Origin of the sequence: Amycolatopsis sp. NPDC049691 (assembly GCF_040675005.1) — a bacterium.
Classification (GTDB): Bacteria; Actinomycetota; Actinomycetes; order Mycobacteriales; family Pseudonocardiaceae; genus Amycolatopsis.
In genome coordinates, this window is sequence record NZ_JBFANX010000004.1 from 424,694 (window position 1) to 448,452 (window position 23,759).

General features: G+C 71.0%; 23 protein-coding genes. 16 read left to right on the forward strand and 7 right to left on the reverse strand.

Features of this window, described 5'->3' with window-relative positions:
* The first annotated feature begins 59 nt into the window (after positions 1–59).
* Positions 60–296, forward strand: a complete 237-nt coding sequence (locus AB0J40_RS11915) for a hypothetical protein (protein ID WP_364451081.1) — start codon at positions 60–62, stop codon at positions 294–296.
* A 137-nt stretch (positions 297–433) separates the two neighbouring features.
* Positions 434–682, forward strand: coding sequence for a hypothetical protein (locus tag AB0J40_RS11920; RefSeq protein WP_364451083.1), 249 nt, complete (start codon positions 434–436; stop codon positions 680–682).
* A gap of 207 nt (positions 683–889) precedes the next feature.
* Here the strand turns inward: AB0J40_RS11920 and AB0J40_RS11925 are convergent, their stop codons facing one another.
* Positions 890–1,336, reverse strand: coding sequence for an OsmC family protein (locus AB0J40_RS11925; protein WP_364451086.1), 447 nt, complete (start codon positions 1,334–1,336; stop codon positions 890–892).
* A 4-nt stretch (positions 1,337–1,340) separates the two neighbouring features.
* Positions 1,341–1,955: an HD domain-containing protein gene (locus tag AB0J40_RS11930; protein ID WP_364451089.1), complete on the reverse strand. Its 615-nt coding sequence runs from the start codon at positions 1,953–1,955 to the stop codon at positions 1,341–1,343.
* Positions 1,956–2,136: 181 nt separating this feature from the next.
* Here AB0J40_RS11930 and AB0J40_RS11935 point away from each other — a divergent pair, with 181 nt between their 5' ends.
* Positions 2,137–2,751 carry a TetR/AcrR family transcriptional regulator gene (locus AB0J40_RS11935; RefSeq protein WP_364451377.1) on the forward strand — a complete coding sequence of 205 codons (615 nt, stop codon included), beginning with the start codon at positions 2,137–2,139 and terminating at the stop codon, positions 2,749–2,751.
* Between the two features lie 72 nt (positions 2,752–2,823).
* Here the strand turns inward: AB0J40_RS11935 and rpsA are convergent, their stop codons facing one another.
* Positions 2,824–4,323 carry a 30S ribosomal protein S1 gene (gene rpsA / locus AB0J40_RS11940; protein WP_364451091.1) on the reverse strand — a complete coding sequence of 500 codons (1,500 nt, stop codon included), beginning with the start codon at positions 4,321–4,323 and terminating at the stop codon, positions 2,824–2,826.
* Positions 4,324–4,608: 285 nt separating this feature from the next.
* Here rpsA and AB0J40_RS11945 point away from each other — a divergent pair, with 285 nt between their 5' ends.
* The 6 genes from AB0J40_RS11945 to AB0J40_RS11970 all read left to right on the forward strand — a co-directional run bounded on the left by AB0J40_RS11945 (position 4,609) and on the right by AB0J40_RS11970 (position 10,559).
* The gene (locus AB0J40_RS11945; protein WP_364451092.1) at positions 4,609–5,460 is read left to right on the forward strand and encodes a class I SAM-dependent methyltransferase; all 852 of its coding nucleotides are present in this window, start codon (positions 4,609–4,611) and stop codon (positions 5,458–5,460) included.
* Positions 5,457–6,368, forward strand: coding sequence for a GNAT family N-acetyltransferase (locus tag AB0J40_RS11950; protein ID WP_364451094.1), 912 nt, complete (start codon positions 5,457–5,459; stop codon positions 6,366–6,368). Before AB0J40_RS11945 ends, AB0J40_RS11950 begins: the two co-directional genes overlap by 4 nt.
* Positions 6,369–6,388: 20 nt before the next feature.
* A complete protein-coding gene (locus AB0J40_RS11955) occupies positions 6,389–7,309 on the forward strand; it encodes a GNAT family N-acetyltransferase (RefSeq protein ID WP_364451096.1) in 921 nt (306 codons plus the stop codon).
* Positions 7,310–7,408: 99 nt separating this feature from the next.
* A complete protein-coding gene (locus tag AB0J40_RS11960) occupies positions 7,409–8,098 on the forward strand; it encodes an ABC transporter ATP-binding protein (RefSeq protein WP_364451098.1) in 690 nt (229 codons plus the stop codon).
* Entirely contained in the window at positions 8,095–9,990 is a 1,896-nt protein-coding gene (locus AB0J40_RS11965; protein ID WP_364451101.1) for a YhgE/Pip domain-containing protein, read from the forward strand. Before AB0J40_RS11960 ends, AB0J40_RS11965 begins: the two co-directional genes overlap by 4 nt.
* On the forward strand, positions 9,987–10,559 hold the full coding sequence (locus AB0J40_RS11970) for a TetR/AcrR family transcriptional regulator (RefSeq protein ID WP_364451103.1): 573 nt from the start codon (positions 9,987–9,989) through the stop codon (positions 10,557–10,559). The genes AB0J40_RS11965 and AB0J40_RS11970 overlap by 4 nt, the downstream gene beginning before the upstream one ends.
* Before the next feature lie 412 nt (positions 10,560–10,971).
* Here AB0J40_RS11970 and AB0J40_RS11975 read toward each other — a convergent pair whose 3' ends face one another.
* The 3 genes from AB0J40_RS11975 to polA form a co-directional block, all read right to left on the reverse strand.
* Positions 10,972–12,582, reverse strand: a complete 1,611-nt coding sequence (locus tag AB0J40_RS11975) for a trypsin-like peptidase domain-containing protein (protein ID WP_364451105.1) — start codon at positions 12,580–12,582, stop codon at positions 10,972–10,974.
* A 159-nt stretch (positions 12,583–12,741) separates the two neighbouring features.
* The gene (locus AB0J40_RS11980) at positions 12,742–13,269 is read right to left on the reverse strand and encodes an EF-hand domain-containing protein (protein ID WP_364451106.1); all 528 of its coding nucleotides are present in this window, start codon (positions 13,267–13,269) and stop codon (positions 12,742–12,744) included.
* Positions 13,270–13,422: 153 nt separating this feature from the next.
* Positions 13,423–16,164, reverse strand: coding sequence for a DNA polymerase I (polA, locus tag AB0J40_RS11985; RefSeq protein WP_364451109.1), 2,742 nt, complete (start codon positions 16,162–16,164; stop codon positions 13,423–13,425).
* A gap of 62 nt (positions 16,165–16,226) precedes the next feature.
* Between polA and AB0J40_RS11990 the strand changes: the two genes are divergently transcribed.
* Positions 16,227–16,667, forward strand: a complete 441-nt coding sequence (locus AB0J40_RS11990) for a hotdog fold thioesterase (RefSeq protein ID WP_093952561.1) — start codon at positions 16,227–16,229, stop codon at positions 16,665–16,667.
* A gap of 5 nt (positions 16,668–16,672) precedes the next feature.
* Entirely contained in the window at positions 16,673–17,644 is a 972-nt protein-coding gene (locus tag AB0J40_RS11995) for a LysR family transcriptional regulator (RefSeq protein ID WP_364451112.1), read from the forward strand.
* On the opposite strand, the gene AB0J40_RS12000 is transcribed toward AB0J40_RS11995, so the two are convergent.
* Positions 17,610–18,374, reverse strand: coding sequence for an alpha/beta hydrolase (locus AB0J40_RS12000; RefSeq protein WP_364451115.1), 765 nt, complete (start codon positions 18,372–18,374; stop codon positions 17,610–17,612). The two genes, AB0J40_RS11995 and AB0J40_RS12000, sit on opposite strands and share 35 nt — an antisense overlap.
* Positions 18,375–18,924: 550 nt before the next feature.
* Here AB0J40_RS12000 and AB0J40_RS12005 point away from each other — a divergent pair.
* The 5 genes from AB0J40_RS12005 to AB0J40_RS12025 all read left to right on the forward strand — a co-directional run bounded on the left by AB0J40_RS12005 (position 18,925) and on the right by AB0J40_RS12025 (position 23,750).
* Complete coding sequence (locus AB0J40_RS12005) at positions 18,925–20,079, forward strand: branched-chain amino acid ABC transporter substrate-binding protein (RefSeq protein WP_364451116.1); 1,155 nt, start codon at positions 18,925–18,927, stop codon at positions 20,077–20,079.
* A 111-nt stretch (positions 20,080–20,190) separates the two neighbouring features.
* Entirely contained in the window at positions 20,191–21,153 is a 963-nt protein-coding gene (locus tag AB0J40_RS12010; protein ID WP_176171421.1) for a branched-chain amino acid ABC transporter permease, read from the forward strand.
* Positions 21,150–22,277, forward strand: coding sequence for a branched-chain amino acid ABC transporter permease (locus tag AB0J40_RS12015; protein WP_364451119.1), 1,128 nt, complete (start codon positions 21,150–21,152; stop codon positions 22,275–22,277). Before AB0J40_RS12010 ends, AB0J40_RS12015 begins: the two co-directional genes overlap by 4 nt.
* On the forward strand, positions 22,274–23,047 hold the full coding sequence (locus AB0J40_RS12020) for an ABC transporter ATP-binding protein (protein ID WP_364451121.1): 774 nt from the start codon (positions 22,274–22,276) through the stop codon (positions 23,045–23,047). The genes AB0J40_RS12015 and AB0J40_RS12020 overlap by 4 nt, the downstream gene beginning before the upstream one ends.
* The gene (locus tag AB0J40_RS12025; RefSeq protein ID WP_364451123.1) at positions 23,037–23,750 is read left to right on the forward strand and encodes an ABC transporter ATP-binding protein; all 714 of its coding nucleotides are present in this window, start codon (positions 23,037–23,039) and stop codon (positions 23,748–23,750) included. Before AB0J40_RS12020 ends, AB0J40_RS12025 begins: the two co-directional genes overlap by 11 nt.
* The last annotated feature ends 9 nt before the right edge of the window (positions 23,751–23,759 follow it).

The following is a 23,759-nucleotide window of genomic DNA, read 5'->3' on the forward strand; positions in this document are numbered from 1 at the left end:
GCGGTGGACCCGTAACACGGGTAATCGATTTCCGATGCCGGTGTCATGAAGGGGGAGCCATGAGGATGACGAAGATCGGCAGGCCGGTGGCGGCCGTGCTGTGCGCGGGCGGACTCGCGATGGCGGTGCCCGGCGTGGTGACGGCGTCGCCCGCGCCGCCGACGCCCTGCGTGTCCGGGGTGTACCGGGTGCAGGCCTGGCTCCGGCACACGCCGTCCGCGAAGCTGTACACGGTGGAGCGGACGTGGATCCCGTTCGGCACGGTGACCTGCGGCGGCCCGGCCGGACCCTCCTGAGGCACACGGACGGGTGAGCCGCAAGGCGAACGTGACGCGTGACTCAACCGATATCCGGACACGCCGTGTTGCTTACCCACGTCCACCGGCGCGATTGCGTACCGTGCGCGCGACAGGGTCGCCCACACGGAGGAACAATGGCGGACAGCAAGCACGTCGGGAGGCACCGGCTCGGCACGCCGGGCTTGGTGCACTGCGTACTTCACCGCCCCGTGGCCGAGGCGCTGGCGGACTACCGCCGAACGTGGCTGAGCACCCTGCTGGTCCCGGCGAAGCACAGCTTCGCGGGGTTGCGCCGCAAGGCCCGCGCGGCGGCTCTCGAGCGCATTTGGGTACCGGCGGTGGGCACGGCAACGGTGCGCCCGGCGACGGCTCGAGCGGCATAGCTGCCGGCTGGGCACGACTCGACGGGCTCCGCAGTTCTGCGGCCGGCTCGCTGCCGCCGCGCCGGAGGCCACCTGGCCGGCAAAGGGACTCCAGGCGGCCCGCGAACGTTTGCGCCCGCTCGGCTGCCGCAGCGCCGACTCGCCGGCACCGCTCGGCCGGGTCGCCAGCGCCGCCCCGCCGGCAACCCACCTCGAGCCGGCCTGTGTTCAGCCGGTGACCTCCTGGGTCTCGATCGCGATCTCCGACGACAGCGTCCGGTGGACCGGGCACTTGTCCGCGATCGCCATCAGCTTCGCGCGCTGGTCGTCGTCCAGGTCGCCCTCGAGGGTGATCTCGCGTGTGATCCGGCTCAGCATGCCGCGCTCCGTTTCGCACTTCGCGCAGTCCTCCGCGTGGATGCGGTCGTGGCGCAGGCGGATCGTCGCGCGGGTCAGCGGGATGCCCTTGCGGTTCGCGTACATCCGGAGCGTGATCGCCGTGCACGAACCCAGCGACGCCAGCAGCAGCTCGTACGGGTTCGGCCCGGCGTCCGCGCCCCCGACCGCGACCGGCTCGTCGACCAGCAGCTCGTGCGTCGCCGTCGTCACCTGCTGCGTGTAGGTGCCGTCGCCGCTCGCGGTGACGACCACCGTGCCGGGCTCGGGGTGCTCCATGCGGTCAGTCCTCCCAGGGTGATTCCTCGATGGTGGTCACGAAGTCCGTGCGCGTGAAGCCTGGCACGAACCGGGCCAGGACGTCGGCTTTGACGTTCCCGAACGTCGTGTCGGGCCGGTCACGGATGCCTTCGGTGAACGCGGCGAGGATGCGCCGCTTGAAGTCCGGCCGCGGGTGCGCGGCCACGACCGCCGCCCGCTCCTGCTCGGACAGGTCGTCGTAGCCGATGCCCAGGACGTCGTACTCGACTCCCGCCGTCACCAGTGCGACCTCGGGTTCCATGTGCTCGGGGATGCCCGGGGTGGTGTGCAGCGCGATGGCCGTCCAGGCGATCCGGGCGCGTTCGGCGTCGACGTCGTGGTCCAGCAGGAACCGCCGGGCCTCGTCGGCGCCGTCGAGTTCGAAGCGCCGGTCGGTGCGGTGGCCTTCGACGAGCCCGAGGTCGTGGAACAGCGCCGCGACGTAGAGCAGTTCGGCGTCGAAGGCGATGCCCCGGCGCCGGCCTTGGAGGGCGCCGAAGAGGTAGACGCGGGACGAGTGGTCGTACAGGAGCGGGCCGGCCGTGTCGCGGACGTACTCGGCGGCTTCTCGCGCGAGGGCGCTGTCGGGAACGTTCATGACGTCGACGATGCCCGGGTGCGCCGTGCTCGGACATGCGTCCGCCGGACGGGAACCCCGCACATCCGGACATGAGGCTTGTTCCCAAGACGGTCCGGATATCGTATCTTCTGCTGCGGGTGGGTCACCCGGACGTCGTCGTGGGCGAAGGGGGTGCGCCGTGGCCACCAGGCACCTGTCGATGCGCCCCGCCGAGCAGGGCACCCGCGAACGCTTCCTGGACGCGGCGCTGTCGGTGCTGTTCGACCGCGGCGTCTCGGGGCTGTCGGTGCGCGGGGTGGCCGAAGCGGCCGGCGCGTCGACGCTCTCGGTGTACGCCCGCTTCGGCGGCCGCGCGGGCCTGCTCGACGCGCTGTACGAACGCACGTTCGACTCGTTGCGGGAGCTGCTGGAGGGGCTGCCGCCGTCGAGCCCGGACGGTGTCGCGGACCTGCTGCACCTCGCGCTGGAGTACCGGCTGTTCGCTCTCGAAAGCCCCGTCCGCTACGCGCTGATGTTCGAGCGCCCGGTGCCGGGGTTCGACCCGGACCCGGCGCTGCGGTCGGCGGTCCTGCGGACGACGTTCACGTTGTTCATCGCCCGGGTCGAGCGGGTCTGCCCACCGGGCGCCGACGCCCGCGCCGCGGCGTACCAGCTGTGGACGGCGATGCACGGCCTGGTCGGGGCGGAGCTGATGCTGGCGTCGCGGACCCCGCTGCCGGACTGGTTCATCCCGCCGACCGACGAGGCGAACGAAGAGATGTACCGCCGTGGGGTCACCGCGATGATGACCGGCCTGGACCTGCGCAACCGCTGATCCCCCGAACACGAAAGAACCCCCGGTCCGAAGTGGACCGGGGGTTCGTTCGTCAGCTCAGAGCGCTAGTGCTCACGCACCGCCGGAGAGCTTCTCGCGGAGCGCCGCGAGCTGCTCGTCGGAGGCGAGGGTGCCGCCGCTGCTCTTCGTGTCGGTCGAGGTCGAGCCCGAGGTGTAGCTCTCCGAGCCACCCTCGACGCCGGTCGCCGCGTCGGCCGCGGCCTCCGCGTCGGCCTCGACGGCCTTCTGGACCTGCTTCATGTGGGCCTCGTAACGAGTGTGCGCCTCGGCGTACTGGCGCTCCCACTCCTCACGCTGCTTGTCGAAGCCTTCCTGCCACTCCTGGGTGTCCGGGTCGAAGCCTTCGGGGTAGATGTAGTTGCCCTCGGCGTCGTACTCGGCGGCCATGCCGTACTGGGTCGGGTCGAACTCGGTGTCCGGCGTGACACCCTCGTTCGCCTGCTTCAGCGACAGCGAGATGCGACGGCGCTCGAGGTCGATGTCGATGACCTTGACCATGACGTCGCCGTTGACCTGGACGACCTGCTCCGGGATCTCCACGTGGCGCTCGGCCAGCTCGGAGATGTGGACCAGGCCCTCGATGCCCTCTTCGACGCGCACGAACGCACCGAACGGAACCAGCTTGGTGACCTTGCCCGGCACGATCTGGCCGATCGCGTGGGTGCGGGCGAACTGGCGCCACGGGTCTTCCTGGGTCGCCTTCAGCGACAGCGAGACGCGCTCGCGGTCCATGTCGACGTCCAGGACCTCGACCGTGACCTCCTGGCCGACCTCGACGACCTCGGACGGGTGGTCGATGTGCTTCCAGGACAGCTCGGAGACGTGCACCAGGCCGTCGACGCCACCCAGGTCCACGAAGGCACCGAAGTTGACGATGGACGACACGACGCCCTTGCGGACCTGGCCCTTGGCGAGCGCGTTGAGGAACTCGCTGCGCACCTCGGACTGGGTCTGCTCCAGGTAGGCGCGGCGGGACAGGACCACGTTGTTGCGGTTCTTGTCCAGCTCGATGATCTTCGCCTCGAGCTCGCGGCCGACGTACGGCTGCAGGTCGCGGACGCGGCGCATCTCGACCAGGGACGCGGGGAGGAAGCCGCGCAGGCCGATGTCCAGGATGAGGCCGCCCTTGACGACCTCGATGACGGTGCCCTTGACGGGCTCGTCCTTCTCCTTGAGCTCCTCGATCGTGCCCCAGGCGCGCTCGTACTGCGCGCGCTTCTTGGACAGGATCAGACGGCCTTCCTTGTCCTCCTTCTGGAGAACGAGGGCTTCGACCTCATCGCCGACGGTGACAACCTCAGCCGGGTCGACATCGTGCTTGATGGAGAGCTCACGCGAGGGGATGACACCCTCGGTCTTGTAGCCGATGTCGAGCAGGACCTCGTCGCGGTCGACCTTGACGATGGTGCCCTCGACGATGTCGCCATCGTTGAAGTACTTGATCGTCTTGTCGATCGCCGCGAGGAAGTCTTCCTCCGACCCGATGTCGTTGATGGCGACCTGCTGGGGCCCGGTGGGGGCGGTCGGGGCGGTGGCGGTGTCGGTGGTCATTAGGCGGGTTGCTCCGGTGGATGGGAATCGAGGGTTGACAGTTGTCGACGCGATGGGCGGCATACGACGACCCTGCGAGCAAACGTCCACCAGTGAACGACCGCGGCATGACCCCGCATACGGTGCGCGACCCGAGTCCCAACCAGAAGCTGAGCGGAAGGCAGCGCGAACCCACTGCGCTAACACTTATCGTACGCGGCGGCCGCTAGGGGGCACAATCAGGGTCCCCCTCGATCGCTAAGGTCCTCGCGGAAGCAAACACGCAGCGGACCGGAGACCACCATCATGCCACCGGAGGAGCCGCCCGCGCCGGGGCGCCACGACGCGGCCGAGCACCGGCTGGGCACCGCGGCCGTCGCCTACCGCGAGGTCGGGGGCGCCGAAGCGGCCGCCGCGAACCTCGCCTGGTGGGACGCCGACGCCGACGACTACCAGGCCGAGCACGGCGGGTTCCTCGGCGACGCCGACTTCGTCTGGTGCCCGGAGGGCGTGCGCGAGGCGGACGCGCGGCTGCTCGGCGACGTCCGCGGGAAGCGCGTGCTGGAGGTCGGGTGCGGGCAGGCCGCCTGCGCGCGCTGGCTGACGGCCGAGGGCGCCCACGCCGTGGCGACCGACCTGTCCGCCGGCATGCTGCGCCACGCCCGCGACGGCAACGCCCGCACCGGGCTCGACGTCCCGCTGGTGCAGGCCAACGCCGAGTACCTGCCGCTGGCGTCCGGCAGCTTCGACGCGGCCTGCTCGGCGTTCGGCGCGATCCCGTTCGTGGCCTCGGTGGACGCCGTGTTCGCCGAGGTGCACCGGGTGCTGCGGCCGGGCGCGCCGTGGGTGTTCTCGGTGACCCACCCGATACGGTGGATCTTCCCGGACGACCCGGGCCCGCAGGGGCTCACCGTCACCCAGCCGTACTTCGACCGCACGCCGTACGTCGAGGTCGACGACGAAGGCACCGCCACCTACGTCGAGTACCACCACACCCTCGGCGACTACGTGCGCGCGCTGGCCGCGGCCGGGTTCACCCTGACCGACCTGGTCGAGCCCGAGTGGCCGGCGGGGCACACGCGGGTCTGGGGCCAGTGGAGCCCGCTGCGCGGCCGGCTCTTCCCTGGCACCGCGATCTTCCGCACGCACCGCTCGTGAACCCGCTCGAAGCCCAGCAGAACGCGCGGTTCGCCGCGCTCGACCCGCTCCTGCCGCCGATCGCGGCCCCGCCCGCGGCGAGCGAGCCGCTGGTGGTAGCCACCGGCAGCCTCCGCGCGGGCGGCCTGCTCACGCACGTCGTGCACGCGCCGGGGTCGTGGCCCGCGCTGTGGGGCCCCCTGGAGATCCGGGACCTGACGGCGGTGCCGGGCGACAGCGGCGCGGCGGGCCTGGCCGCGCTGCTCGGCGCGTGGCGCGACCGGTTGCGCGGGACGCGCCAGGAGCCGGACTCGGGCTGCACGGTGGCCTGGCCGAGCCGCGACGCCGAAGCGTCCGCGGTCCTGCTCGCCCACGGCTTCGCGCCGATGACGCACCTGGCGGTGCGCAAGCCCGGACCACCGGCCGAGGCGGGGCCGGCGCGGGTCACCGTCCGCCGCGCGGACGACGGCGACGTCGAGGCGCTGACCGAACTGCGCCTGGCGGAGTGGCGCTACACGTCGCTGGTCGGCACCGCCCGGGACCGGCCGGGCGCGCGGGCGCTGCTGCGCGCGGAGGTCGTCCGCTCGCTGCGCTTCAGCGGGCTGGTCTGGCTCGCCGAGGACGACGGCGTGCCGGTCGGCATGGCCGCGTGCGCGCTGGCCTCGCCCGCGCCGGGCGACAGCATCCACGGGCGGCTCCAGCCGGGCCGCTGGGGGTACGTCGACACGCTGTCGGTCGCGCCCGAGGCGCGCGGCGGCGGCGTGGGCCGGGCGCTGATGGCGACGGCCCACCGCGAGCTGCTGCGGCCGGACGCGCGCGGTACGTTCCTCTTCTACCACCCGGCGAACCCGCTCTCGCCGGTGTTCTGGCACCGGCAGGGCTATCGTCCACTGTGGACGATGTGGATCCGGCGACCCGCCTGGTCCTGACCGACGCACCAGGGGGCCCCATGGACATCGCCGAGCCGTTGCTCGCCGCCCACCGCGCGCGCTTCGCGGCGGTCGACGCACTGCTGCCGCCCGCCGCGCCGCCCGCCGACGGCGAACGCCTGGACGCGGCGACGGCGGCGGGTACGCAGGTCACCGGGGTCCTGCAGCGGCACCGGTTCGGCCCCGGCGACGTCCCGATGCTGTGGTCGGCCGCCGACACGTGGCAGCTGTTCCCGTACTTCGGCGATGCCGGCACGGAAGGCGCCGACCTGCTGCTGCGCGCGCTCAAGGGCCGGCTGGAGGCGGAGCCGACGGACGACGATTCGGCGTGCGTCGTGCTCTGGCCCAGCCGGGACGCCGAGGCCATCCGCGCCTTCCTCGACCACGGCCTGGTCCCGCTGTCGGCGGTCGGCGTGCGGACCGCTCCCCCGCCCGAAGCGGACCCGGCGGTCACCGTCCGCCGCGCCGGGCCGGCCGACTACGCCGCCGCGGTGGCGCTCGCCGAGGCGACCTTCGACTACACCGGCCTCGTCGCCTCGCCCCGCCGGCCCAACACCGCCGAGCTGCTCGGCCCCGGCCTGCGCGCGGCCCTCGCCGAGGCCGAACCGCCCGTCTGGCTGGCCGAAGAGGACGGCGAAGCCCGCGCGCTCGCGCACTGCGCGTGGGTGGATTCGGCGCCGGGGAACGAGGCCGCCGAACTGCTCCCGCCGGGCCGCTGGGGCTACGTGAACAACGTCGTGACCGCGCCCGGCGACCGCGGCAGCGGGTTCGGGCGGGCGCTGATGGCCCACGTGCACCGCGAGCTGCACCGGGGCGGCGCCACCCGGACGTACCTCTACTACAACCCGACCAACCCGCTGTCGTCGGTCTTCTGGCACCGGCAAGGTTATCGCCCACTGTGGACGAGCTGGGAGATCCGGCCGGCGTCGGCGCTGCGGTGAGTCACCCACGGGTGTGACGTGCGTCCGGTGATCTTGCCGCCCACCTCGCGGAGGACTAGCTTTTGAACTGACCGGTCAGTTCAAAACGCTGGAGTCCCTGTGCAGGTCCGAGCCGATCGCGTGTCCCTCGAAGGGCACCACGGCACCTTGTTACCGCCCACCTCGCTGACCGTCGGCGAGGGCGACCTGGCGATCGTGCACGGCGAGCCCGGCGTCGGCGTCACCGCGTTCGGCCTCGCGCTGGCCGGGCGGCTGAAGCCGACCACCGGCACCGTGCATGCCGAAGGCACCGACGCCGGCCTGCCCGAGCTCGTCGCGGTCGTCGACGCCCCCGGCGTCAGCGAGCCCGACGACGCGCTGCCCCTGCGCGTGGTCGTCGGCGAGGAGCTCGCGCTGGCCCACCGCCCGGCCGGCAAGGAAGACGTCGCCGCCTGGCTCGCCGCGCACGACGCCGCGCCGTTCGCCGGCACGCGGTTCGAGAACCTCGCCCCCACCCTGCGCACCCGGCTGCTCACGGAGCTGGCCGCCGAGCGCAAGGGCGTCCGGCTGCTCGTCCTCGACACGCCGGACCGGCACACCAGCGACGTCGGCAGCTGGGCGGACCTCGCGCGCGAGCAGGCCGGGCGCGGGCTGGCCGTCGTCGTCCTGACCGCGACGACGCCGCTGTCCGCGCTGCCGTTCACCCCCGCGCTCCTGGGTGCCGCCGAGCAGCCCGAGCCGCAGCACCACTCCCCCGAACCCGCCCCCACCGAAGAGCTCCCCGAGAGCACTGACGAGGTCTCCGAATGAACGCCTTCCGCATCGCGCGCAACGAGCTGCGCCGCCTGTCCGCCGGCACGATGCCGAAGCTCGCGCTGGTCGCGCTCGTGCTGGTGCCACTGCTCTACGCGTCCTTCTACCTCTACGCGAACTACGACCCCTACGGCCGGCTCGACAAGCTGCCGGCCGCCGTCTTCACCAGCGACACCGGGGCGAAGGACTCGAGCGGCCAGCAGCGCAACGTCGGCCGCGAGGTGACCGACGAGCTGGTCAAGTCCGGCACCTTCCAGTGGCACGAGGTGTCCGAACAGGAGGCGCGCGAAGGCGTCCGCAACGACAAGTACTCCTTCGCCATCGGCATCCCCAGCGGCTTCTCCGCGGCGCTGCTGTCGGTCGGCAACTTCCAGCCGCAGCAGGCGACGATCACGCTGACCACCAACGACGCCAACAACTACCTGTCGGGCACCATCGCCAAGCAGGTCGCCGAGCAGGTGCGCAAGACGATCGCGGAGAAGGTCGGCAGCGAGGCCGCGGACCGGTTCCTCGTCGGCTTCTCCACGATCTACGCCAAGATCCAGGAGGCCTCGACCGGCGCGGCGCAGCTCGCCGACGGCGCCACGCAGCTGAAGTCCGGTCAGCAGCAGCTGGCCGACGGCGCCGCGAAGCTCGCGGACGGCTCGTCGACGCTGGCCACCGGCCTGGGCACGCTGAAGAGCAGCACCGCTTCCCTGCCGTCCCAGACGCAGAAGCTGGCCGACGGCGCGTCGCAGGTGGCCGCCGGGGACCAGAAGGTGGCCGACGCGGCGTCGCTGGCCGCGACGGCGTCGTCGGACATCCAGGGCAAGCTCGACTCCTACCGCACCCAGCTCGTCACGGACCTGCGCAACGCCGGCGTGCCGGAGACGCAGGTCCAGGCGATCGTCGCGCGGGCCGACCAGCTGCGCTCCCCCGTCGACCAGGCGAACGGCAAGATCCAGCAGGCCAACGGCGACCTCGCGAAGCTGGCCGACGGCGCCCGGCAGGTGTCCGACGGCGCGGCCAAGCTCGCCGCCGCGTCGCCGCAGCTGACCAGCGGCATCGCGCAGGCGTCCGACGGCGCGAACCAGCTGCGTGACGGCGCTTCGCAGCTCAGCGACGGCGAGAAGACAGCAGTGAACGGAACGAACCAGCTCGCGGACGGCGCGGTGAAGCTGCGCGACGGGCTTTCGGCCGGCCTCAAGGAGATCCCGAACCCGGACGACCCGACCCGCAACGCGACGGCCAACACGATCGCGGACCCGGTGGCGGTGAACGCCAACGGCGAGGCGTCGGCGGGGACGTACGGCGCCGGGCTCGCGCCGTTCTTCATCTCGCTGGCCACGTGGATCGGCGCGTTCGTGCTGTTCCTGATCCTGCGGCCGCTTTCGACGCGGGCGCTGACCGCGGGCGCGGCACCGTTCCGGGTCGCGGTCGGCGGCTGGCTGTCCTCGGCGCTGCTGGGCGTCGCGCAGGTGATCGTGCTGTTCGGCGCGGTGACGTGGCTGGTCGGCATCCACATCGCGCACCCGCTGGGCGCGATCGGGTTCGCGGTGCTGGTGTCGCTGACGTTCACGTCGGTGGTGCACGCGCTCAACGCGTTCTTCGGCGCGGTCGGCAAGTTCCTCGGCCTGGTGCTGCTGGTGCTGCAGCTGGTCAGCGCGGGCGGCACGTTCCCGTGGCAGACGATCCCGGACGCGCTGTACCCGCTGCACGTGGTGCTGCCGATGGGCTACGCGATCGACGGCTTCCGCCACCTGTTCTACAGCGGGGCCACGGTGCAGATCCTGGGTGACATCGGGGTGCTGCTGGCCTACCTGGCGGGCGGGATCCTGGTGTCGACACTGGCGGCGCGCAAACGTCGCGTTTGGACGGTGTCCGCGCTCAAGCCCGAGCTGAGCCTGTGAGCGGCGGGACGAAGCAGAAGCTCTTCGAGGCCACGTTGCGGCTCTCGAAGAGCCGGGGCCTGGTCGGGCTGACGGTCGACGACATCGCGGCCGAGGCGGGCGTCGCGAAGGGCACGGTGTACTACAACTTCGGCTCGAAGGACGGCCTGGTCGACGGGCTCCTGAGGTACGGGGTGGACATGCTGGCCTCGCGCCTGCGGCTTGCGGTGTCCGAGGCGGACCCGCTGGACGTGATCGAGGCTCAGGTCGACACGACGCTGGAGTTCATCGCGGCCTACCCGGGGTTCTCGCAGATCCTGGTGAGCGAGCTGTGGCGGACACCGGGCCAGTGGCACGGAACGCTTTCCCTGCTGCGCGAGGAGATCATCTCGATCGTGAAGGAGCAGTTGTCGCGATTGGACGCGGCGGGGCGGCTGCCGGAGGGGGTGCAGATCCCGACGGCGGCGGCGGGGCTGTTCGGGACGATGCTGGTGGTGGCGTTGGACTGGCAGGTGTTCGGGCCACAGCGAACGCGAGACGAGGTGCGAGAAGCGGTGATGGTGCTGATCCGCGGCTTGGGCCGCAGGTAGCCGGGGCTCGCCCGCCCAGACACTCCCCCACCCAGACCCCTCCCCCCACCCCGATCCGAAGCCAGAACACGGACGGTGGTGCCGGGTCAAGGCACGCTTTCCCGCCTTGACGCGGTACCACCGTCCGTAGTCACAATCGGGCTTCGGGGTGGTCGGCGCACTCCACCGCCGACAGGCGGCACCGGCTTCGGGGCGACGGGCGCTCCGCAGCACCGGTAGGCCGCGCCGGCTTCGCGACAGCGGACGCTCCCCAACACCGGTAGATCGCACCGGCTCGCAACGGCAGTCGCGCCCCAACACCGGCAGACCGCAGGGCAGGCCAGAGGCGGCTACCGACTCCAGCCCGCGGGGGCGCCCCCCCGTCTTCCACTCTACCGGCCGGCACCGACAGTTTTCGGCGCTCAAGTCCCGCTCAGGGGCGGTCTTCCAGCCGTGCGCGGACCGCCGCCGCGTAGGTGTCGACCGCCGTCGCCGCGGCCGTCAGCTCGCACGGGCCGTCGATCAGCAGCCTCTTCGCCGGCACGTACGCCTGCTCCAGCTCCGGGTCACCGTCGAGCCCGTGTTCGCGCGCCAGCTCGTTGTCCGCCGCCAAACGAGCCCGGAGCTCCTCGCGGCGAGCCACCAACCCGTCGAGGACCGCCCGCTGGCGGCGGCCGTCCTCGACCGCCGGGGCCACCGCGTGCTCGTGGCCGTCGATGTGCTTCTCCACCCACTCCGCGTCGCCGTCGACCTCGGCCGAGCGCAGCTGCTTCAGCGCCGCGCGCAGCCGCTGGGCGCGGGCCGGCAGCATCGCGACGCCGGTGAACCGCGTCGCCACCCTCAGCTGGTACGCCTCGATCTCGGCCAGCTCCTCCACCGACTGCGTCAGTACGTCGAGCCGGCCCGCGAGGTCATCCGGTGCCGGCCGGGCGCCGAGCGTGCCCGCGCGGATCGCCGCGACCCCCGGCGAGGACTCCTCCCGGAAACCGAGCAGCAGGCGGATGCCGAGCTCGGCCGCGCGACCCGCGAGCGGCGCCAGTACCTCGCCGACGAGCCGGTCGGGTTCGGCCGAGTCGTCGATCGCGTCGACGACCAACGTGCGGCCCGCGACCCCGGTCGTGAGGCGGTCGGCGATGCGGTGGCGGACGGCGTCGGCGGTGCGGCCGGTCGCGTCGACGGCGAGGTCGACGCTGCCCGCCGGCGGCACCTGCCCGAGCGCCGGCGGCAGGCCGGGCACGCCCAGGGAGCGTTCGCGGTCGGCGAGCACGATCCCGAACCGCAGCGCCGCGGCCACCGGCGAACCGGCCTCGCCGGTGTCGACCACCCAGACCGTGCCGGGCTCGGCCTTGGCGAACCAGTCCACGACGCTCTGCACGAACGACACGTCGACGGCTTCGCCCACCGGGCGCGAAAAACTGGCGTCGACGGCCGGGCTGCCCGAGGTCCAGATGCTCAGCTGCGGCAGGTGCCCGAGCATGGTCTCGACCGGGATCATCCACGTGCCGGTGTCCTTGCCGACGACGACGCCGACGACGTGCCCGGTCGCCTCGTCGAGCACCGCGGTGCCGCCGAAGCCCGGGCCGAGCGGTTCGGCTTCGGCCGTGCGGAACAGCCGCACCCACTCGCCGCCGGGACCGCCGGGCTGTTCGGGGCCGCCGAGCCGGGCGTGGGTCCAGCGGCCGACCGAGCCCGGCGGGAAACCGAAGGCGCGGACGAGCTGGTGCTCGCCCAGCGGCATGCGGTGCAGCGGCGCGCGGAAGACGCGGGACTCGGGGCGGTCGAGGCGCAGCACGGCGAGATCGCCGCGGCCGCCGCCGTCGGAGGGCACCCAGCAGCCTTCGACGACGGTGGCCGAGCCGGGCAATGCCTCGGCCAGGCCGACGAAGTCGACGCTCAACGCGGACCGCGGCCCCCCGGCGGTTTCGACGACGTGCGCGCTCGTGAGGACGTGGTATTCGTCCAGCACCGTGCCCGCACCGCACACCCGGCCGAGTTCGTCGTGCAGCCGGACCCGCCAGCGTCGTCGCTCACGCTCGAACCCCATTCGGCGGACCCTACGCCGTGATCGCTCCCGGGTGGGCGCCGACCTCCCTACCCAGCGGTAATGGCTCACCCGAACGGAGTCCTCCGTTGGTAGGAACGCCGAACGGTGTTGTGTGCGGGTGAGTATTTCCGTCAGAGACGTCGGAAAAACCGTGCGCAGCTAGACGCGGCCGAACACCCAGCTGCCGGCCGCCGCGGGGTCGTCGCCGGCCCAGAACTCGTACCAGTGACCGGTGAACTCGTCGCGGGACAGGCGGCCGTCGCCATCGGTGTCCAGGAGCGCGAACACCTCGTCGGCGGGAGTGCCGCCCCACGCCTCGATCATGCGCCGGTACTCGGCCGCCGAGATCGCGCCGTCGCCGTTTTCGTCGACCGCTTCGAACATCGCCGCCGCCGTGCCGGTGACCGCGCCCGGCATCTTCGGCAGCTCGTCGACGACGGCGAGGACCTCGTCGAGGGTCACCTTGCCGTCGCGGTCGCGGTCGGACGCGTCGAGCAGCGTCGCCCACCAGCCCATCATGATCGCGGCGAGCTTCTCTCCTTCGGGCGTGCTCGCGTCGGTGCCTCTCACGTCGAGCCATCTCGCCGTGAGCGCGCGGAAGTCGGTCTCGGTCAGGTAGCTGTCGGCGTCGGCGTCCATCGCGCCGAATACGCCGGAGATCTTGCGTCGCTGGAAGTCACTGGCCATGAACGACAGCTTCGCCCCGGTGACCGGCACCCGACGACGGCCGCCCGAGTACACCCGCGCCACGACCCGGTGATCCGGGCCGTGGCGGAGCGTGACCTGCTTGAGGGGGTCCGGGTGGCGGAGCCCCCGGCCCGGGGCGAAGCCCCGGATGTCTCAGTGCGCGGCTTCGTTCCAGGACCGCCCGTAGCCGACCGAGACCTCCAGCGGCACCGCCAGCTCGTAGGCCGAGCCCATGCCGTCGCGCACGAGCTTCTCCAGCTGCTCGCGCTCGCCCTCGGCGACCTCGAGCACGAGTTCGTCGTGCACCTGCAGCAGGATCCGGCTCTTCAGCTTCGCCTCGACGAGCGCGCGGTGGACGTTCAGCATCGCCACCTTGATGATGTCCGCCGCACTGCCCTGGATCGGGGCGTTCAGCGCCATCCGCTCGGCCATCTCGCGGCGCTGGCGGTTGTCGCTGTTGAGGTCCGGCAGGTAGCGGCGGCGGCCGAAGATCGTCTCCGTGTACCCGCACTTCGCCGCTTCGCCGACGACGGAGTGGAGGTAGTCCCGTACGCCGCCGAAGCGGGCGAAGTACGCCTCCATCTGGGACTTCGCGTCCTCGGTGGAAATCCGCAGCTGCTGCGAAAGCCCGTACGCCGACAACCCGTACGCGAGCCCGTACGACATCGCCTTGACGCGGTAGCGCAGCTCCGGCGTGATCTCCTCCGGCGGCATCGAGAACGCCCGCGACGCGACGAACGTGTGCAGGTCCTCGCCGGAGTTGAACGCCTCGATCAGCCCCTCGTCCTGCGAGAGGTGGGCCATGATCCGCATTTCGATCTGGCTGTAGTCGGCGGTCATCAGCTCGGTGAAGCCCGCGCCGACGACGAACGCGTCGCGGATGCGGCGGCCTTCTTCGGTGCGGACCGGGATGTTCTGCAGGTTCGGCTCGGTCGACGACAGCCGCCCGGTGGCCGCGATCGTCTGCAGCAGCGTGGTGTGGATCCGCCCGTCGTCGGCGACGGACTTGATCAGGCCCTCGACGGTGGTGCGCAGCTTCGTCGCGTCCCGGTGCTCCAGCATGTGCTGCAGGAACGGGTGCTCGGTCTTCTCGAACAGGCCCTGCAGCGCCTCGGCGTCGGTGGTGTAACCGGTCTTCGTGCGCTTGGTCTTCGGCATGCCGAGCTCGTCGAACAGCACGACCTGCAGCTGCTTCGGCGAGCCGAGGTTGATCTGCTTGCCGATCACCTCGTACGCCGCCTCGGCGGCCTGCGTGACGCGCGAGAGGTAGTGCGCTTCGAGCGTGGTCAGCTGCTCGAGGTCGACGGCGACGCCGGCGATCTCCAGCTCGGTGATGACCTCCAGCAGCGGCAGCTCCAGCTCGGCGAGCAGCCGCGCGCCGCCGATCTGCTCGAGTTCCTTGTCGAGCGCGCCGGCCAGCTCGAAGATCGCGCGGGCCTTCACCAGCTCCTCGTCGATCTCCTTCTGCTCCAGGCCTTCGGCGCCGCCGTCGAGCAGGGACAGCTGCCCGTCGCCGCCGTCGGTCTCCGAGCGCAGCTCGCGGTGCAGGTAGCGCAGCGCGAGGTCGTCCAGCTCGAAGGTGCGCTGCCCGGGCCGCACGAGGTACGCGGCCAGCGCGGTGTCCATGGCGAGCCCGGCGAGCGCCCAGCCGCGGGCGCGGATCGCGTGCAGCGGGACCTTGAGGTCGTGGCCGGTCTTGCGGATCGCCGGGTCGGCGAACCACGCGGCGAGCGCGGCGTCGTCGGCCTGGTCCATCGCCGTGACGTCGACGTACGCGCCTTCGCCGTCGGCCGCGGCGAACGCGACCGCGCGCAGGTCGGACCGGACCGACGTGCCGACGGTGCGGAAGCTCAGCGCGACCGGCTCGCCCACCCCCGCGTGCGCCTCGATCCACGCCGCGAGCGCGCCGGGCGCGAGCGCGGACCCCGAGACCTCGAAGCCTTCGTCGGCCTCCGGCTCGGCGCTCTGCAGCGTCGCGAACAACCGGTCGCGCAGCACGCGGAACTCCAGCTCGTCGAACAGCGCGTGCACCGCTTCGCGGTCCCACGGGCGCAGCTCCAGCCCGGACGGCGCGACCTCCAGCTCGACGTCGCGGATCAGCTCGGTCAGCTGCCGGTTGAGCTGGACCGACGACAGGTGCGCCCGCAGCGCGTCGCCGACCTTGCCCTTGACCTCGTCGACGCGGTCGATGAGGTCGTCGAGCGAGCCGAACTGCCTGATCCACTTGGCCGCGGTCTTCTCGCCGACGCCGGGGATGCTCGGCAGGTTGTCCGACGGGTCGCCGCGCAGCGCGGCGAAGTCCGGGTACTGCCGCGGGGTGAGCCCGTACTTCTCCTCGACCGCGTCCGGGGTGAACCGGGTCATCTCCGAGACGCCGCGCTTCGGGTACAGCACGGTGACCTGCTCGGTGACCAGCTGCAGCGCGTCGCGGTCGCCCGTACAGATGAGGACGTCGAAGCCGTCGGCCGTCGCCTGCGTCGTGAGCGTGGCGATGATGTCGTCGGCCTCGAAGTTCTCCTTCACCAGCGACGGGATCCCGAGCACGTCGAGGACCTCCTTGACCAGGTCCACCTGGCCGCGGAACTCGTCCGGCGTCGTGCTGCGGTTCGCCTTGTAGTCGGCGTAGGTCTCCGAGCGGAACGTCTTGCGCGAGAGGTCGAACGCCACCGCCAGGTGGGTCGGCGCTTCGTCGCGCAGCAGGTTGATGAGCATCGAGGTGAAGCCGAAGACCGCGTTCGTGACCTGCCCGGTCTTCGTCTTGAAGTTCTCCGCGGGCAGCGCGAAGAACGCGCGGTAGGCCATCGAATGGCCGTCGATCAGCAGCAGCTTCGGCCGCTCGGCGAGGCTGGTGGTTCCTGTGGCGTTGGCAACGGTCGTCTTCTCACTCGGGCTCACGGGGCCGAGTCTAGGCTGAGGGTCCGACACTCTTACGTGTCGCATAGGAAGAGGAGCACTGCGTGACCGAACGCGCCGCAGACGTCGCGGTCGACAACTACGCCGGGATCGATCCGGCCGCCGCGGACCAGCAGCTGAACGACAAGGTCGGCATGAAGCTCCTCGAGGCCACCGCCGAACGCGTGGTCGGCACCATCCCGGTCGAGGGCAACCTCCAGCCGTACGGCCTGCTGCACGGCGGCGCCAACGCCGTGCTCGCCGAAGCGCTGGGCTCGACGGTCGCCGCGCTGAACGCGGGCCCGGACCGCGCCGCGATGGGTCTCGAGCTGTCCTGCACCCACCACCGGGCCGTCCGCTCGGGCACCGTCACCGGCGTCGCGACGCCGCTGCACGTGGGCCGGGGCACCATCACCGCGGAGATCGTGCTGACCGACGACGAGGGCAGGCGGACCTGCACCGCCCGGCTCACCTGCGTCGTCCGGGACCGCCCGCCGGGCGCCTGAGCGAGGTGGACCTCGACCTCGGCCAGGTGCGGGCGTTCGTCGTGACCGCGGAGCAGCGCCACTTCGGGCGGGCCGCCCAGGCGCTGTTCCTCACCCAGCAGGCTCTGTCGAAGCGGATCCGCAAGCTCGAGGACACGCTCTCGACGCCGTTGTTCCTGCGCACCAACCGCTCGGTCGAGCTGACCGCCGACGGCGAGCGCTTCCTCCCGCACGCGCGCGAGCTGGTGCGGGTGGCCGACGCCGCGGTGGCCGCGATGGGCGCCGACGACCGGCCGCTGCGCCTCGACGTCGTCGACTACCGGCTCTCCCCCATCGCCCTGCTCCGCCGGCTCGCCGCGCGGGAGCCGGGCTTGCGGATCGACCGGGTCGCCGGCGGCGGGTTCGCCAACGCCGTGGAGCCGCTGCTGTCCGGCGAGCTCGACGTCGCCGTCGGCCGGGTCAGCGGGATCGGCCGTCCGCTGCCCGACGAGCTGGAGCACCGGGTGGTCCGGCTGGAACCGCTGGTCGCGCTGCTCGCCCCGGAACACCCGCTGGCCCAGGAGGACATCCTGCGGCTCGACGACCTGCGCGCCGACGGGATCTGGCTGCCCGGCCTGCGCGGCCCCGCCGAGTGGCTGTCCTACCTCGAGGAGCTGTGCGCCCGGTTCGGCGTCCCGATCGACGACTCCGGCGTCAGCTTCGACCTGCGGCACACCCTGGAGCAGACGCGCTACGGCAAGCGGCGCGTCACCCTCGCCGGCGCGGACATGGAGCTCGCGCCCGACCTCAACCTCAAGGTGCTGCCGTTCGAGCCGTCGCCGCTGTTCCCGTGGTCGCTGGTCTGGCGGCGCGGGAAGGCGAGCCCGGCGCTGCGACGGCTGCTGGCGCTGGCCGGGCGCACCAGCCGTGAAGAGGACTGGTGCGCCTACGACCCGGAGCACGCCTGGCTGCCGGAGGACGACCTCAGGCTCGCAGCCGCCGCGCGAACCACGCGGTGAAGGCCGCGTCGACGGCCTTCGCTTCCGGGGTTCCCGGCGGGAACTCGTGCGCCATCCCGTCGACCGTGACCAGCTCGGTCCCCAGCTTCTCGCGCAGCGCTTCGGCCGGCTCGCGCACGGCGACGTCGTCGTCCGCCCCGGCGACCAGCAGCAGCGGCGCGGTCAGCTCCCCGGCCCGGCGCACGTAGTCGTAGTGGTCGGCGACGGCGCGGGACCGCGGCGTCCAGGGGTAGGTGACGTCGAAGAGCCGCTCGTTGCGGCCGATCACCGGCGCCAGCCGTACGACCGGGCTGACCACCGCGGCGGCTTCGACGCCACCGCGGGCCAGCACTTCCAGCGCCACCAGCGAGCCCGCCGAGCCACCGAAGACGCCGAGCGGTCCCACCGCGCCCGGCAGCCGGTCCCGCAGCTCGGCCAGCGCCGCGGGGAACTCCGCCGCCGCCTGCTCCGTGACCGGCTCGAAGACGTTGAGCACCGCGTCCTCGCTCGCCAGCCGGAACAGCTCCGCCGGACCGCCTTCGGGCAGCCGTGCCCCGGTCAGCGGCAGGCCGAAGTACACCCGCCAGGCCTGCAGCCCGGTCATCGGCACCGCTTCGGCGAAGGCCCGCTCGCTCGAGGGCTCCTCCATCAGGTGCCAGCCCGCCAGCACCGCCGCCGGCGCGGCCGGGTCCGCCGGCGCCAGCGCCACGAACGGCACCCCCGCCGCGACGCCCTCGACTGCTTCCCGCATCCCGTCTCTCCTTGTCTCTCGGCTGCCTCCAGCGAACAGCCGGGACGGGGTGCGGGTCCAACAGCCGTTCCGGCGGCCACGACAACCGCTGGTTGTGGCGGCCGGGTCCGGCGGGGCGGCCTTTCGGGCAGACCTGAGCGGGGGGCTGGTCCGATCGGCGGCGCGAACCGGACGTAAGGTGCATCCCTACGGCGGTGCCCGCTCGGCAGGACCCCCGCCAGGGTGAACAGCGGATCGGCGGGAAACCGGCCACGCACCGCCCGCCGAAATGGACGATGACATACCGCGGAAACACGGCTGTCACCCATTCGCATAACGAGCCCCGATACTTAGTATCGCTACGTGACCAGCGGCGGGCTGTAACGAAACGTCGTTCGCCTTTTCGTGCAATTCGTGTCGGTTGCGATCGTCACGATGTGGACACAGAGTAGTGAGGCCGCCTGTGCACATGACGGGCGAGAGGGATATCTTCCTGCCCTAACCTAGCCCCTGTGTCGGGGGCAACGCCTACCGGCGGCTGGTTGGTCATGGGAGGTAGTCGGTGTCAGGAGTGCGTTTTGGACGGGTTCTCGCCCTCGCAGCGGCGACGTCGCTCGCGCTGGCGGGCTGCGCCGGTGGCGGCTCGTCCAGCAACAGTGGTGACGGCAGCACGCTGAAGATCGGGTTCATGGGCGACCTGACCGGGGAGAACTCCGGGATCGTGATCCCGCCCAACAACGGCGCCAAGCTCGCCATCGACGAGTACAACGCCACGAACCCCAAGGTGAAGCTCGAGCTGAAGAACTACGACAGCCAGGGCAAGCCGGAGCAGGCCACCTCGCTGGTGCAGACCGCGATCGGGACGGACAAGATCACGGCCCTGATCGGCCCGGCGTTCTCCGGTGAGTCGAAGGCCGTCGGCGGCGTCCTCGAGCAGGGCAAGATCCCGAGCGTGTCGCCGTCGGCGACCAACCCGGGTCTGGCGAACAACGGCTGGAAGTACTGGCACCGCGTCGTCGCGAACGACAACGACCAGGGCCCGGCCATCGCGAACTTCCTCATCACGGCGAAGTCGCCGAAGAACGCGTACGTCATCTCGGACGACCAGGAGTACAGCGTCGGCCTGGCGGACGCCTTCGAGAAGACGTTCAAGGACAAGGGCATCACGACCGAGCGCGACAAGTTCGCCAAGGACGCGTCGGACTACTCGTCGACGGTCCAGAAGGTCAAGGCCGCGAACCCGGACGTCATCGCGTTCGGTGGCTACTACGCCCAGGGCGGCCGCCTGCTCAAGCAGCTCCGCGACGGTGGCGTGAAGGCGATCTTCGCGACCGGTGACGGTTCGCTCGACCCGCAGCTGGTCTCCGGTGCGGGTGCCGCGGCCGCCGAAGGCGCCGTCATCGGCTGCCCGTGCAACATCCCCGACGCGGGTGCCCAGAACGAGTTCGCCACCAAGTACAAGGCCAAGTTCAACGTCGACCCGGCGATCTACGCCACCGAGGGCTACGACGCCGCGACCGCCATCATCAACGCGGTCAAGGCCGGCAACACCACCGGTGAGAAGATCAACGACTTCCTGAAGACGGAAGACTTCAAGGGCGCGTCGAAGCAGGTCAAGTTCAAGGAGAACGGCGAGCCGCAGACCAACGCGATCTACGTCTACCAGGTCGTCGGCGGGGTCATCAAGAACCTCGGCGCGTCGACCGAGGCCAAGATCAACGGCTGACGGAATAGCGGAACACCTCACGGGAGCGGGGGCGCTGTGGACGGCCACAGCACCCCCGCTCCCCGCCAATGTGGCGACCATCCTCGCCCCGTCAGGTAAGGCAACTACGTCATGTTCCAAGATCTGCAGAGCCAGTTTCTGGGCAGCACCATCGGCGGCCTGGTAGCCGGCTCCATCTACGCCCTCATCGCCCTCGGCTACACGATGGTCTACGGCGTGCTGAGGCTCATCAACTTCGCGCACTCCGAAATCTTCATGATCGGGACGATGACGTCCCTGTTCATCCTCGTCACGATCGCGCCCACCGCGCCGTTCACGATCTTCTCGATGATCGGCATCCTGCTCCTGCTGATCGTCGCGTCCGCGCTGGTCTCCGGCGGCTCGGCGATCGTGCTCGAACAGCTCGCCTACCGGCCGCTGCGCAAGAAGGGCGCGACCCGCCTCGCCGCCCTCATCTCGGCGATCGGTGCCTCGCTGTTCCTGCAGGAGGCCTTCGGCCTCAAGATCATCCCCTGGCTCTTCGACAAGCCGGGCCGCGTCCAGCAGTCCGCACCGCGGTTCGTCCCGCACGAGGAGCTGTTCCGGATCGGCAACGGCGTCGTGCGCACCGACCACGTGTTCGTGATCATCGGCGCGGTCATCGTGATGGTGGTGCTGGACCAGCTGGTCAGCCGCACCCGGATCGGCCGCGGTATCCGCGCCACGGCGCAGGACCCCGAGGCCGCCGTGCTGATGGGTGTCAGCATCGACCGGATCGTGCGCATCACGTTCCTGCTCGGCGGGGCCATGGCCGGTGTCGCGGCCGCCCTGTTCGTCATGGAGTACGAGAACACCGACTACCGCATCGGCTTCCTTCTCGGCATCAAGGCGTTCACCGCCGCGGTGCTCGGCGGTATCGGCAACCTGCGCGGCGCTCTGCTCGGCGGGATCGTGCTCGGCCTGGTCGAGAACTGGAGCTCCATCTTCCTCGGCTCGGCCTGGAAGGACGTCACCGCGTTCGTCGTCCTGGTGCTGGTCCTGATGTTCCGGCCCACCGGCATCCTCGGTGAATCGCTGCAGCGGGCACGCGCATGAAGGGCGAAGAAGTGGCTACCAGCAACGGAAAGCCCGCGCGCGGCGGGTTCCACCCCATCGACGGGATGCGGGACTGGTGGGCGGACGCGCCCCACTGGCAGCGTTACGGCGTCTACATCGCCCTGATCGTGTTCGCGCTGATCCTGCCCGCTCCCTGGATCGGGTCGTTCATGTCGCCGGACTCGGACTGGACGACGGTGCTGATCTTCCCGGTCGGCACGTACATCCTGCTGTCCGTCGGTCTCAACATCGTCGTCGGTCACGCCGGCCTGCTGGACCTCGGCTTCGTCGCGTTCTTCGCGATCGGCGCCTACACGTGGGCGTCGATCGGCACGTCGTACGGGTGGTCGTACTGGCCGACGGTGGTGCTCGGCATCTTCCTGGCCTCGATCTCCGGGGTCATCCTCGGCGCGCCGACACTCCGGCTACGGGGTGACTACCTCGCGATCGTGACCCTCGGGTTCGGGGAGATCGTCCGGATCACCGCGAACAACACCGACGCCATCGGTGGGGCCCGCGGCATCACGAACGTCCCGCACCCGGAGCCGATCTTCGGGGTCGAGTTCTTCCTCGACCCGGCGCCGTACTACTACCTGATGCTGTTCGCGATCGTGCTCGTCATCGTGTTCTCGGTGCGGCTCAACAAGAGCCGCGTCGGGCGGGCGTGGGCGGCGATCCGCGAGGACGAGGACGCGGCCGAGCTGATGGGCGTGCCGACGTTCCGGTTCAAGCTGCTCGCCTTCGCGATCGGCGCGATGATCGGTGGCTTCGCCGGCACGATCTACGCCAGCAAGGCGGTGTTCATCGAGCCGAACAACTTCCCGTTCATCCTGTCCGCGACCATCCTGGCCGCGGTCGTGCTCGGTGGCTCCGGCAACCTGCCCGGCGTCATCCTCGGCGCGTTCGTGATCGCGTGGCTGCCGGAGCGGTTCCGATTCCTCTCCGAGTACCGGATCCTCATCTTCGGCTTCGTGCTGGTCCTGATGATGGCCCTGCGGCCGGAGGGGCTGCTGCCGTCCCGGCAGCGCAAGGCCGAACTACGGGAAGGAACCGGCGGCATGGGTGCCATGGGCGCCGAAGTGGCCGGACCGGACTCCGATGCGTCGGCGGAGGTCGCCAAGTGAACACCCTGCTCGAGTTCGACAACGTGACCATGCGCTTCGGCGGCGTGACCGCCCTGCGCGAGGTGAACATCAGCATCAACGAGGGCGAGATCTTCGCGCTCATCGGCCCGAACGGTGCCGGCAAGACCACGGTGTTCAACGTGGTCACCGGCGTCTACCAGCCGACCGAGGGCCAGGTCCGCTTCGACGGCGACCGCATCGACGGGATGAAGCGGTTCCGCGTCACCAAGCGCGGCATCGCCCGGACGTTCCAGAACATCCGGCTGTTCCACAACATGACGGCGCTGGAGAACGTCATGGTGGGCGTCGACGCGCACCACAAGACGGGCGCGATCGGCGCGACGCTCGGCCTGCCGTGGCACCGCAAGGAAGAGAAGCGGGGCCGCGAGATCGCCCGGGAGCTGCTCGACTTCGTCGGCATCGGGCGGGTGGAGCACAACGTCGCGAAGAACCTCTCCTACGGCGACCAGCGCCGGCTGGAGATCGCGCGGGCGCTGGCCACCGACCCGAAGCTCCTGCTGCTCGACGAGCCGGCCGCGGGCATGAACCCGGCGGAGAAGAACGCCCTGCAGGCGCTGATCCGCAAGATCCGGGACGACGGCCGCACGGTGCTGCTCATCGAGCACGACATGGGCCTGGTCATGCACATCAGCGACCGGCTGGCGGTGCTCGACTTCGGGCAGAAGATCGCAGAAGGGCTCCCGCACGAGGTGCAGAACAACCAGAAGGTGATCGAGGCGTACCTGGGGGTGTCCGAAGATGCTTCTTGAGGTGCAGGACATCAACGTCCACTACGGCAAGATCGCGGCCCTCAAGGGCATGAGCATCCAGGTCGACGAGGGTGAGATCGTCTCCCTCATCGGGGCCAACGGCGCCGGCAAGACCACGACGCTCAAGACGATCTCCGGGCTGCGGCCGCTGACCAGCGGCCGGATCCTGTTCAACGGCCAGGACATCTCGAAGACCCCGGGGCACAAGCGCGTGCTGCTCGGGATCGGCCAGTCGCCGGAAGGCCGGGGCGTGTTCCCCGGCATGACGGTGCAGGAGAACCTCCTGATGGGTGCCTACACCCGCAAGGACGACCTGAAGGCCGACCTCGACGAGGTTTACGAGCTGTTCCCCCGGCTGAACGAGCGTCGCACGCAGTTCGGCGGCACGATGTCCGGCGGCGAGCAGCAGATGATCGCCATCGGCCGCGCGCTGATGACGAAGCCGAAGGTGCTGCTGCTCGACGAGCCGTCGATGGGCCTGGCGCCGATGCTGATCGCGCAGATCTTCGACATCATCCGCGAGATCAACAAGCGCGGCACGACGGTGCTGCTGGTGGAGCAGAACGCCCAGCAGGCGCTGAAGCTGTCGGACCGGGCGTACGTACTGGAGACGGGCCGCGTGGTGCAAAGCGCGCCCGGGGCCGAGCTGCTCAACGACCCGAAGGTGCGGGCCGCCTACCTCGGTGGCGACCTGGGCGTCTGAGTTGCTTTG

Coding starts and splice junctions, on each gene's coding strand:
- AB0J40_RS11965 (WP_364451101.1), top strand. CDS start 8,095: ATGAACGCCTTCCGCATCGCGCGCAACGAGCTGCGCCGCCTGTCCGCC.
- AB0J40_RS11935 (WP_364451377.1), top strand. CDS start 2,137: ATGCGCCCCGCCGAGCAGGGCACCCGCGAACGCTTCCTGGACGCGGCG.
- AB0J40_RS11925 (WP_364451086.1), bottom strand. CDS start 1,336: ATGGAGCACCCCGAGCCCGGCACGGTGGTCGTCACCGCGAGCGGCGAC.
- AB0J40_RS11980 (WP_364451106.1), bottom strand. CDS start 13,269: ATGGCCAGTGACTTCCAGCGACGCAAGATCTCCGGCGTATTCGGCGCG.
- AB0J40_RS12025 (WP_364451123.1), top strand. CDS start 23,037: ATGCTTCTTGAGGTGCAGGACATCAACGTCCACTACGGCAAGATCGCG.
- AB0J40_RS11930 (WP_364451089.1), bottom strand. CDS start 1,955: ATGAACGTTCCCGACAGCGCCCTCGCGCGAGAAGCCGCCGAGTACGTC.
- AB0J40_RS12015 (WP_364451119.1), top strand. CDS start 21,150: ATGAAGGGCGAAGAAGTGGCTACCAGCAACGGAAAGCCCGCGCGCGGC.
- AB0J40_RS11915 (WP_364451081.1), top strand. CDS start 60: ATGAGGATGACGAAGATCGGCAGGCCGGTGGCGGCCGTGCTGTGCGCG.
- AB0J40_RS11975 (WP_364451105.1), bottom strand. CDS start 12,582: ATGGGGTTCGAGCGTGAGCGACGACGCTGGCGGGTCCGGCTGCACGAC.
- AB0J40_RS11920 (WP_364451083.1), top strand. CDS start 434: ATGGCGGACAGCAAGCACGTCGGGAGGCACCGGCTCGGCACGCCGGGC.
- rpsA (WP_364451091.1), bottom strand. CDS start 4,323: ATGACCACCGACACCGCCACCGCCCCGACCGCCCCCACCGGGCCCCAG.
- AB0J40_RS11945 (WP_364451092.1), top strand. CDS start 4,609: ATGCCACCGGAGGAGCCGCCCGCGCCGGGGCGCCACGACGCGGCCGAG.
- AB0J40_RS12010 (WP_176171421.1), top strand. CDS start 20,191: ATGTTCCAAGATCTGCAGAGCCAGTTTCTGGGCAGCACCATCGGCGGC.
- AB0J40_RS12000 (WP_364451115.1), bottom strand. CDS start 18,374: ATGCGGGAAGCAGTCGAGGGCGTCGCGGCGGGGGTGCCGTTCGTGGCG.
- AB0J40_RS11955 (WP_364451096.1), top strand. CDS start 6,389: ATGGACATCGCCGAGCCGTTGCTCGCCGCCCACCGCGCGCGCTTCGCG.